Consider the following 10041-nt stretch of genomic DNA (forward strand, 5'->3'; position numbering starts at 1 on the left):
AATCCGGGGTTGCCACTAAGGTAGTAATCATGCAACGGCTCTGGCGAAATCTGAAATGGCTAAGCGGGACAATGTGGCCTGCTTATGCCTCATTTATCTTCGTCTGCAACCTTGTCGGAGCCATGATTGTCGGCTTGTTCCTCGGCATGCTGTTGCCACTGAACCAAGAAACTCACTTGCCGCGGTTGGCTAATGGGGTCATCTATGCCCTGGCTGGGTACCTGGTTCTGGCAATTATTGCGGGAATCGGCACTACTTGGATTCTGTTCAAGCCACTGTTGAAATGGCAGCGCCATCCAGAGCTGCACGATCCGCGGCGAGTGCGGTATTTGGTTATGCGCGTGCCTATTTATCAGGCACTTTTGGGGACCGTCATCTGGTCTTTGGGCGTGATCGTCTTCAGTGGAGTCGCGTTCGCCTATGACAGCAAGATCGGCCTGATGGTGCTGCTCACCTCGGTGCTCGGTGGTGCCATGGTGGCGCTGTTGACCTATCTAATTGCGGAGCGCATGGTGCGTCCGGTTGCCGTGGAGGCGCTGGCGCGTAGGGCCCCGGATTCTTCGCTGGAGCCACCGATTGGCCACCGCCTGCGCCAGACGTGGGTGTTGACCAGCGGTGTTCCAGTGGTAGCAATCCTGCTTGTGCTGATAGGTCAGCGCCGTGGTCTATTCACAGATGACGCGGCAGATCTGCTGCCCACCATCACCGCGCTGGCAATTCTGGCTCTGATTACCGGCTATTTCGGCACGATGTTGGCCACCATGTCCATCGTCGACCCGATTCGTGACCTCACGGGCGCGATTAACAAGGTCCGCCAGGGCCAGGTGGATACGCGCGTGCCTATTTACGACGGCTCCGAGATGGGCGTTCTCCAGGCGGGTTTCAATGAAATGATGCGTGGCCTGCAGGAGCGTCAGCGGGTCCGTGACCTCTTCGGCCGCTATGTCGGGTCTGAGGTCGCCCGTAAGGCTCTGGAAGAAAAGCCGACGTTGGGTGGCGAGAATCGCCTCGTCGCGGTGCTGTTTGTGGACGTGATTGGTTCGACCAACTTCGCGGAGAAGAACTCACCAGAAGTCGTTGTCCGTGAGCTCAATGCCTTCTTCGACCACGTTGTTGACTGTGTGCACCGCAATAAGGGCATTATCAACAAGTTCCAGGGTGACGCGGCTCTGGCTGTCTTCGGCGCTCCCCTGCCCCTCGATGACACTGCTGGGCACGCCCTCACAGCCGCCCGTGAACTGCGCGAGGAACTGCTCGATCTCCAGCTCACCGCGGGTATTGGCGTCTCCGCCGGGCACGTTGTCGCCGGCCACATCGGTGCCCGCGACCGTTTTGAATACACGGTTATTGGTGACGCGGTTAACCAGGCTGCCCGTCTGACCGAGCTGGCCAAGGACACCCCGGGCCGCGTGCTCGCCACGGCTTCTACTATTCGCCTGGCTAACGAGGACGAGCAGGCTCGCTGGACCACCCTGAAGTCTGTGGAGCTGCGTGGCCGTACGCACATGACGCAGCTTGCACGCCCGGTGCGCCCGACGCTTGCCGACGAAGCCTAGGGCTCGTTGGGCGCCCAGTACCCCTAGACTTCTCAGACGGCGAACACACTTACTCCACCGAGAATAAATCTCCTGGCTGGCAGTCCAAAGCTTCGCACAACATAGTGAGCGTCGTGAATCGCACGGCCTTCGCCCTGTTGTTTTTCAGCACTGAGAGGTTGACCGGAGTGACCCCGACCTGTTCGGAAAGGGCTGCCAACGTCATTCCGCGGCTTTCAAGCAGCTCATCTAAGTGGCACACAACCTTCGCCATTTAAATGAGTCCTTCCTGATCTTCCTGCATTCGAGCAGCTCGGAACAACATAACTCCGAGAGTGGAGATGACTATCATAAGGACAAACCATATTCCCAGGTGCTCATTGAAATCGGCATGATCACGCTGGTACCACGTGCTCAGATTCAGGCTACTTGCGACCCAGTTTTCGCCCATATGCTGCAGGAAACTACTTGCCGGATACATCGCTACCAGCCAGGAGATAGCCATAACTCGTCGCGCAGTCTTAACTGTAAAAAACTCGCCTTTCAGATACGAGAGTGAGAACAACACGCAGAGCACGGCAATCGCGGCGACGATAGCGCATCGAACAACAGTCGCAGCAATAAACAAGGAGAGGACTCCACCACTCATAACCTCGATAGGAACCCCTTTGTCACTTCCCAGCACTTCGGGCAAAAGCAGGGTCAGATCACTGGGGAACTGCTGATGAAGAACCGGGTGGCGGAGCTCAAGAAGGATATAAGCCAGTGCAAACACTCCGGCAAAAAGGCTCACGATTACATCCCGGCGCTCCTTAGTTTGATTGACATACGGGTCATTTGGCTTCTTGGTCTGTGGAGATGTCATAGCTAACTTCCTTACTGCACCGTAATTGGCGCGGTTAGTGAGATTATTCTGTGGGCAGACTGGGTCCGCCACCCAACACCAACACATCGTTATTCGATGTATCGATTTTCGATACTATATCGTTTTTCGATATGCCGCAAGACCCCTGCAACAATCGCCGTCCGCCGCCAACCTGCGCACCCGCCCACAGTTCCTTTACGTTGGAGGAATGACTGACAACCGCCCCAGTTCTAGCCCCAACCCCAGACCTCGCATGCTCGTCCCCGACGCTGCGCGCGGGTTCGCTCTCCTCGGCATCGCGATCGCGAACATTGCCACCGCCTGGCTGGTTGCAGATCCCGAACTGCCCGCAGCATTCTTCGGCGGCGTCATAAACGACAGCATCGCCGACAAGGCCACCGTGCTGTTTACCGCCGTGACCGCACACAATCGCGGGCTGCCGATGTTCGCAACGCTGCTCGGCTTCGGTGTGGGACTCATCGTCCGCAGTTTGGCCAGGAGGAACTTTCCACGGTCGCGGGCGCGGGTGGTCGTCGTAAAGCGTTATGCGTTCCTGGGGCTGTTCGGCGTTGCGCACATGCTGTTTCTGTTCTTTGGCGACATCATGTTTCTCTATGGCATCTGCGGCATCATCCTCGGGCTACTTATGGGCCTCAGCAACAAGGTGCTGACGATTCTCGCGTGGATTGCGCTGACGATCAACGCTGCACTGAGCCTGCTGTTTTTGGGATTCGTAATTGCGATGCCCGACGCCGAGTTCGTCGGCTCCGACATGAGCCAGTTCGTCAACGGCGGTGCGATTGAAACAAGTTACCTGGATATGCTCGCCGCGAATCTGCAGGTCCTAACAATGAGCATCACTACCCTGCCGCTGCAGCTGTTCCTCTACCTGCCGGTGATGATGATTGGCTTCGTGTGGGCTCGCAAGGGCGTGCTTGACGACGTTGACGCGCACCGCCCCCTGCTTATTCGGTGGCTCGTGGTGGCTGTGGTCGTGGCTTTCGGTATCGGCATCCCTATGGGGTTGGCAGCGATTGGTGTTCTTCCAGCCGGACAGCACATGGCCTTCTTGGTAATTAATAACTTTGCCGGAGTGTTCGCCGGTCCTGGCATCCTAGCCGGGCTGGCGTTAGCACTGCAGCCGCTCCAACGACGCCTGAACGAGGGCGCCGCTATACCTGGTTGGCTGGTGCCGATTGTGGCGCTCGGCAAGCGTTCGATGACGGGCTACCTGATGCAGTCGGTCATCTTCTTTGTGCTGGTATACCCGTTTATGCTGGACATCCCGCGCGACATGGGCGCGTTCGTGCAAACTCTCATTGCTGTGGGCGTCTGGTTGGTGACATTGTTCGCCGCGTGGGCGATGGAGCGTCGCGGCATGCAGGGGCCGTTTGAGAAGGTGCATCGCCGGCTGTCGTACGGGCCGACGATGCGGGCGGAGCTGACCGGGGTCGGTGGCCCCAAACCAACTCCGCAGGAGGCGCCGGGTGCGGCGGGCACGCCAGGTGTGGCGGGCGCTTAAGACCTACTTGCCCTACTTGCCCCGGCGGGTCGCCTTCACCACTCGCTTGGTGGTGCGCTTGACCGCCTTCCTAGTGGTCTTCTTGGCAGCCTTCTTCGTGCTCTTGCGAGTCGACTTTTTCGCGGCCTTCTTGGTACCACCATCGGCAGCTTCCTTCGCACGACGCTCAGACAGCAGCTCGCAGGCACGGGCATCGGTCAGCGTCTCAGGCGTATCACCCTTGCGCAACGAAGCATTGGTGACACCATCGGTGACGTACGGACCGAAGCGGCCATCCTTTACCGACATCGGGCGGCCGGAGACATCGTTGTCGCCCAGCTGCTTCAGTGGCGGCTTCGCAGCAGCACGACCGCGGCGCTTCGGCTCAGCGTAGATACGACGAGCCTCGTCCAATGTCACGGTGAAAATCTGCTCTTCGTTAGCCAGTGAACGCGAGTCCGTGCCCTTCTTCAGGTACGGACCGTAACGGCCATTCTGAGCAGTAATAACCTCGTTATCGACCGGGTCGACACCGACCTCGCGCGGCAGGCTCATCAGCTTCAGAGCCTCTTCCAACGTGACAGTCGACGGCTCCATGGAGGAAAACAGCGAGGCCGTCTTCGGCTTCAGAGTTTCCTCGATGATTTCCGCGGTGCGCTTTTCCTTCTGCTTGGCAGCGGTCTTGGTTTCCCAGTTCTTCTTTCGCTTGCCCTCGGCAGCGCGCTGAGCGTCCTCTTCGGCGCGCTCAGCTGCGATGATCTCCTCAGCCTTGGCTACGACACCTTCGCGCTCTTCATCGGTGACCAGCTCGGTGACGTAGGGGCCGTAGCGGCCATCGCGAGCAACAATCATGCGACCATTGGCCGGGTTAATGCCCAGCTCACGACCACCCTGCGGCATGGCCAGCAGCTTCTCGGCGGCGGCTAGATCCAGCTCGTCCGGAGTCATGGCCTCCGGGATGTTGGCGCGCTGCACCTCGTCGGCACCGTTGTCACCGGCACCCGGGCGAGTGCGCTCCAGGTACGGTCCATAGCGGCCAACGCGAACGATGATCGGGTTGCCCTCGGCATCGTCGAAGAGGTGGAGCGAATTGACCTTCCGAGCATCAATCGATTCCAAGTTCACGTCGATGATGTTCTTCAGACCACCGTGGGTCGCAATGGCGTCGGCTCCCTTGTGGCGGTGATCCTTGTCATCACCGAAGTAGAAACCGGTCAGCCAGGTCGTGCGATCCTTGTTGCCCGCGGCAATGCCGTCGAGCTCATCCTCCAGCTCGGAGGTGAAGTCGTAGTTGACCAAATCGGAGAATGCTTCCTCCATCAGCCCCACCACGGCAAAGGCCACCCACGAGGGCACCAGAGCGTTGCCGCGGGAGTAGACGTAGCCGCGATCCTGAATGGTCTTGATAATCGACGCGTATGTCGACGGACGACCAATTCCCAGGTCCTCCATCTTCTTCACCAAGCTGGCCTCGGTGAAGCGCGCAGGCGGGTTGGTGGAGTGGCTGTCGGCACTGAAGTCCGTGGCCGTCAGGCCCTGGCCTTCCGTCAACTGTGGCAGACGCTTCTCAGCGTTGTCGGCGACCTTACGGCCGTCGGAAAGCGCGGAGACCTCGACGTATGCCTTGAGGAAGCCCGGGAAGCGAATCGTTCGTCCGGTGGAGGCGAACTCGACGGCGTGCGTGTCGGTGGCGCCAGCGATGGTGACCTTCATGGACGTGCCGCGTGCGTCGGCCATCTGCGAGGCGACGGTACGCTGCCAAATCAGTTCGTAGAGCTTGAATTCCTCAGCATCCAGCGATCCCGCCAGCTGCCCCGGCGTTGCGAATGTCTCGCCAGCCGGACGAATTGCCTCGTGCGCTTCCTGCGAGTTCTTCACCTTGCGCGAGTACTGGCGCGGCGCATCGGCGACGTACTCCGAGCCGTAGAGCTCCAGCGCCTGCTTACGCGCGGCGTCGATACCGGCCTTGGACAGCGTCGTGGAGTCGGTACGCATGTAGGTAATGTGACCGTTTTCGTACAGGCGCTGCGCCACACGCATCGTGCGCTCAGAGGTGTAATGCAGCTTGCGGCCCGCCTCCTGCTGCAGCGTAGAAGTCATGAACGGCGGGTACGGGCGGCGCGTGTACGGCTTCTCCTCCACCGACGCGACCTTGAGCTCAGAGCCCACGAGGTCCGCCGCCAGGGTTTCGGCGAGCTGCTTATCGACGACCCGGATGCCATCGGACTTCTTCAGCTGGCCACGGTCATCGAAGTCTCGGCCCTGCGCTACGCGCTGACCATCAACGCTGGTCAGGGTTGCGACGAATTCCTTCGGCTGGTTGGCGTCAGCAGAAGCCGAGCCGGTGTCCAAAGTTGCGGCGACATCCCAGTACTCGGCGGAGATAAACGCCATGCGTTCGCGCTCACGCTCGACGATGACGCGCGTTGCCACCGACTGCACACGACCTGCCGACAGGCGCGGCATGACCTTCTTCCACAGCACCGGGGAGACCTCGTAGCCGTAGAGACGGTCGAGGATACGGCGACCTTCCTGGGCGTCGACCAAGTTTTGATCCAGCTCACGGGTGTTGGCGGCGGCTTCCAGGATGGCCTGCTTGGTGATCTCATGGAACACCATGCGACGCACCGGCACCTTGGGCTTCAGAACCTCCAGCAAGTGCCAGGCAATGGCCTCGCCCTCACGGTCGGGGTCAGTTGCGAGATAGAGCTCGTCGACTTCCTTGAGCTTGGCCTTCAGGTCGGCGACTTTCTTCTTCTTATCAGCGCTGACGACATACAACGGGGCGAATCCGTTGTCGACATTCACACCCAGACGAGCCCAGGGCTCCTTTTTGTAACGAGCCGGAACGTCGGCTGCGCCACGGGGCAAGTCGCGAATGTGGCCCACCGACGCCTCCACGATGTAATCATCGCCGAGATACGGCTGAATCTTGCGAGCTTTCGTCGCCGACTCGACAATTACAAGGCGCTTGAGGCCGTCTGAATTCGCCATAGAAGTTTTTCTATCCTGCAACGTTGAATGTTTTTGACTGTTTAGGTTCTTGTTTTCGTTTAAATCTTGGGGGTTCTTGGCCGGACTCTGGCCGGGCTTCAGCTGTGAGAAGCCCGCGATCGGTTCCAACCGGTTCCGATCAGTTCAAATCAGTTCCCGGCCGCGTTCTCCCGGAAGATTATCTGGAAAGAATATGAAGAATATAAGGAATACCGTACACACAATCTAGTTTGTCGCGTGGAATCCTCAAGTATCGGGCGGATTTTGGGTGTGACTGAAGGGGCTGCTGTGGGGGCTGCTGAGGGAGATACCCGGTGGCCGGCCCGACGACTGCTCTGCGGCTAGCCATGACCACCCCAGTGACTGTCAGCGGCTGGCCACAACGGGCGCGTGCTGCGGGCTGCAAATGTGAAACTGTGCGAGTTTATGACACTTTCAGGCCATTTTTCGGGCCATTTTTGACATAAACGCAGTCAGTAACTTGGATCGACCCGCCGTCGCTGACGTAAGCGCAGTCAGCAACTCGCATTGAGGTAAGTATCGAAGGCGCCCACCCGCTGTCGCGCCGGTCAACACGCCGGTCGACACGCTGAGCGGACACACTTTTGCCTATTACCCCACGATTGTCGCGCACTCCGGGGGCGGATTCTAGGGGTCGTTGCAACGATGATGGTTAGTTTGGTTTGATGCTACCGGTTTGTGTGAGGGCGTTGGTCATGACTTCGGCTGGGGTGCGCCAGTTGAGTGCTTTGCGTGGTTTGTGGTTGTGAATGTTGGCGATCATCTCTAAGTCCTCGGCGCTGTAGATGGACAGGTCGCTGTTTTTGGGAAGGTTTCTTTTAAGCCTGCCGTTGGTGTTTTCGTTGCTGCCGCGTTCCCATGGCGATCGAGAGGAGCGTGTCAAGTTGTTTGTGTGTGGGGTTAGGTTTATAGGTATTTGTCGAAGCGGTCGGGGTAGGCCACGGCCATTTGGTTGATGGCTTGTTTCCAGCCGGAAACTCGGGCTCCTTCCATGAGTCTGCCGGCTGTCGCTGAGACTCGTTTGCCCTGCTTCGCTCTCTTTGCAGCTCGTTTGTCTTCGATATTGCAGATCATCAGCCACAGCGTCTTGAGCGCTGATTCATCGTTGGTGAACTGTACCCTGTTGCGGGTAGCTTTACGCAGTTCATTGTTGAATGATTCAATCGAGTTCGTCGTATAGATTACTTTTCTGGCCGCTGGTGGGAACTGCAGAAACGGTACGAAACGCGCCCAAGCATCTCGCCAGACCTTGACTGAGCGTGGATACTTTTCTCCCAATTCAGAAGGGTGTCAGGAAGTTTGTGTGTGAGGCTCTGATCTAGAAGGAGTTTCACCGATAATGACTACGGTGTCACCGAAGAAAACCATGACCCGGCGAGGGTCAACGAGATCAGCGAGAAGCTGATGGAAAATTCTGAAATCGCCAGCTTGATTAGCGAGCTGTCGAGCTCCGCTGATGATGCAAGCGAGCTGGTCAAAGGCCTGCTGCAAGCATCAATCAACGCTGGCCTTAAGGCGGAGATGGATGCGCACTTGGGCTACGGCCATTCCGACCGCAAAGCGAAATCCCAGGTCGAAACCGCACAGGAGAATAATCACCGTAACGGGTCGTACACCAAGACCGTCAATTCTGGCTACGGCGCAGTTGAGGTGACCGTGCCCAGGGATCGTGCCGGCACGTTTACTCCCCGGATGGTGCCCAAGGGTGCACGTCGGCTCACAGAACTCGACGACATGATTATCTCGCTCTACGCCGGTGGGATGACCGTGCGCGATATCCAGCATCACCTCGCGACCACCCTTGGGGTGGATATGAGCCCGGATACGATCAGCACCATTACCGATGCGGTGTTAGACGAGGTCATGATCTGGCAAAACCGCCAGCTCGACGAGTTTTACCCGGTGATCTTCCTCGACGCGCTACGCGTGAAAATCCGTGACGGCCACCGCGTGGTCAACAAGGCTTGCTACATGGCGGTTGGTGTCGACATGGACGGCATCAAGCACCTCCTGGGACTGTGGATCGCCGACAATGAAGGAGCCGCATTCTGGGCATCGGTGTGTGCGGATCTGGCTAACCGCGGTGTCCAAGACGTGTTCATTGTGTGCTGCGACGGGCTCAAAGGCTTGCCGGAAGCCGTGGAGGCAACCTGGCCGAATTCCATGGTACAGACCTGTATTGTGCACCTGATTCGGGCTGCGAACCGGTGGGTGTCCTACCAGGACCGCAAAGCAGTCTCCCGCGCGCTGCGTGAGGTCTACACAGCCGCTAACGAGGACACCGCACGTGCCAGCCTGGATGCTTTCGAGGCCAGTGAACTTGGCCGGAAATACCCCCAGTCGGTCAAAGTCTGGCGCGACGCCTGGGAGCGGTTCGTGCCGTTTCTGCAGTTTCCGCCGGCGGCACGCCGGGTGCTCTACACCACCAATTCAATCGAGTCGCTGAATGCTGAACTGCGTAAAGCTACCCGCAACAGGGGCCAATTCCCGAACGATACCGCGGCGCAGAAAACGCTGTGGCTGATGATCTGCAACATCGAACAAGCGTGCCGCCCAGCGAGCGAAGAAAGCAAAGCGCAACATTGAGTGCAACGGCTATATTGAAGGAGCGAAAGCCACCGGGTGGAAACAAGCCATCAACCAACTAGCCGTGGCTTACCCCGACCGATTCGCGGACTACTTGTAAACCACCCCCCCCGCACACAAACAATCGGACACCCTCACTTAACCGGATATGGCACCCAGCTTCCGTAGCTACGGCATAAGCCGCGGTAAGATGCATCCCACATCTTTTGGCGGCTTGGTGTACTGACAGTCCGCTTCGGACTAGCTCCACAAGCTGGAAAGCCTGGCTGCCGCGGCGATCAACTCGTTTGGCTTTAAACACGACTGGCAATCCAAAGGCATGGCAAAAATTCAAAGCATGCCCGTAATGACAACCAAGCTCACCAGCCGCCGAACGGACACTACGCCCACTGCCAACCAAGGCAACTAAGCCACGACGATCCGACTCAGACAACGAATGAAACGGGCCGACAACCCCAGACACAACAACACCCTCCTAAGGGAAAGTGTTGCAACGACCCTCTGAAGGGTTAAGTAGCAGAATGTGTGTCTGATTCTTG

Annotated in this window: 6 protein-coding genes and 2 pseudogenes; 3 read left to right on the forward strand and 5 right to left on the reverse strand. The window is 58.4% G+C overall.

Features of this window, described 5'->3' with window-relative positions; translation table 11 throughout:
* Positions 1 to 29 precede the first annotated feature (29 nt).
* Positions 30 to 1556: an adenylate/guanylate cyclase domain-containing protein gene (locus HMPREF2857_RS06500; protein WP_070643219.1), complete on the forward strand. Its 1527-nt coding sequence runs from the start codon at positions 30 to 32 to the stop codon at positions 1554 to 1556.
* Between the two features lie 49 nt (positions 1557 to 1605).
* Here the strand turns inward: HMPREF2857_RS06500 and HMPREF2857_RS06505 are convergent, their stop codons facing one another.
* Positions 1606 to 1809, reverse strand: coding sequence for a helix-turn-helix domain-containing protein (locus HMPREF2857_RS06505; RefSeq protein WP_005511351.1), 204 nt, complete (start codon positions 1807 to 1809; stop codon positions 1606 to 1608).
* Positions 1810 to 2400 (reverse strand): hypothetical protein, encoded by a 591-nt coding sequence (locus tag HMPREF2857_RS06510; protein ID WP_070643220.1) that lies wholly within the window; start codon positions 2398 to 2400, stop codon positions 1810 to 1812.
* 208 nt (positions 2401 to 2608) lie between these two features.
* Here HMPREF2857_RS06510 and HMPREF2857_RS06515 point away from each other — a divergent pair, with 208 nt between their 5' ends.
* A complete protein-coding gene (locus tag HMPREF2857_RS06515; protein WP_371441569.1) occupies positions 2609 to 3922 on the forward strand; it encodes a DUF418 domain-containing protein in 1314 nt (437 codons plus the stop codon).
* A gap of 12 nt (positions 3923 to 3934) precedes the next feature.
* Here the strand turns inward: HMPREF2857_RS06515 and topA are convergent, their stop codons facing one another.
* The 3 genes and pseudogenes from topA to HMPREF2857_RS06525 all read right to left on the reverse strand — a co-directional run.
* A complete protein-coding gene (gene topA, locus HMPREF2857_RS06520) occupies positions 3935 to 6895 on the reverse strand; it encodes a type I DNA topoisomerase (protein WP_070560719.1) in 2961 nt (986 codons plus the stop codon).
* Positions 6896 to 7568: 673 nt separating this feature from the next.
* Positions 7569 to 7799, reverse strand: coding sequence for a transposase (locus HMPREF2857_RS10915; RefSeq protein WP_371325820.1), 231 nt, complete (start codon positions 7797 to 7799; stop codon positions 7569 to 7571).
* Positions 7800 to 7822: 23 nt separating this feature from the next.
* Positions 7823 to 8200 (reverse strand): annotated as a pseudogene (locus HMPREF2857_RS06525) (transposase); the annotation flags it as partial.
* Positions 8201 to 8255: 55 nt separating this feature from the next.
* Here HMPREF2857_RS06525 and HMPREF2857_RS06530 point away from each other — a divergent pair.
* A pseudogene (locus HMPREF2857_RS06530) lies at positions 8256 to 9602 on the forward strand (IS256 family transposase).
* Positions 9603 to 10041: the final 439 nt, after the last annotated feature.

The sequence above is a fragment of the Corynebacterium sp. HMSC076C10 genome, from assembly GCF_001812455.1.
Lineage (GTDB): Bacteria > Actinomycetota > Actinomycetes > Mycobacteriales > Mycobacteriaceae > Corynebacterium > Corynebacterium jeikeium_D.

What these genes read in the sequence shown, in the direction of transcription:
- HMPREF2857_RS06500 (WP_070643219.1), top strand. Translation starts at nt 30, where the DNA reads ATGCAACGGCTCTGGCGAAATCTGAAATGGCTAAGCGGGACAATGTGG.
- HMPREF2857_RS06505 (WP_005511351.1), bottom strand. Translation starts at nt 1,809, where the DNA reads ATGGCGAAGGTTGTGTGCCACTTAGATGAGCTGCTTGAAAGCCGCGGA.
- HMPREF2857_RS06510 (WP_070643220.1), bottom strand. Translation starts at nt 2,400, where the DNA reads ATGACATCTCCACAGACCAAGAAGCCAAATGACCCGTATGTCAATCAA.
- HMPREF2857_RS06515 (WP_371441569.1), top strand. Translation starts at nt 2,609, where the DNA reads ATGACTGACAACCGCCCCAGTTCTAGCCCCAACCCCAGACCTCGCATG.
- topA (WP_070560719.1), bottom strand. Translation starts at nt 6,895, where the DNA reads ATGGCGAATTCAGACGGCCTCAAGCGCCTTGTAATTGTCGAGTCGGCG.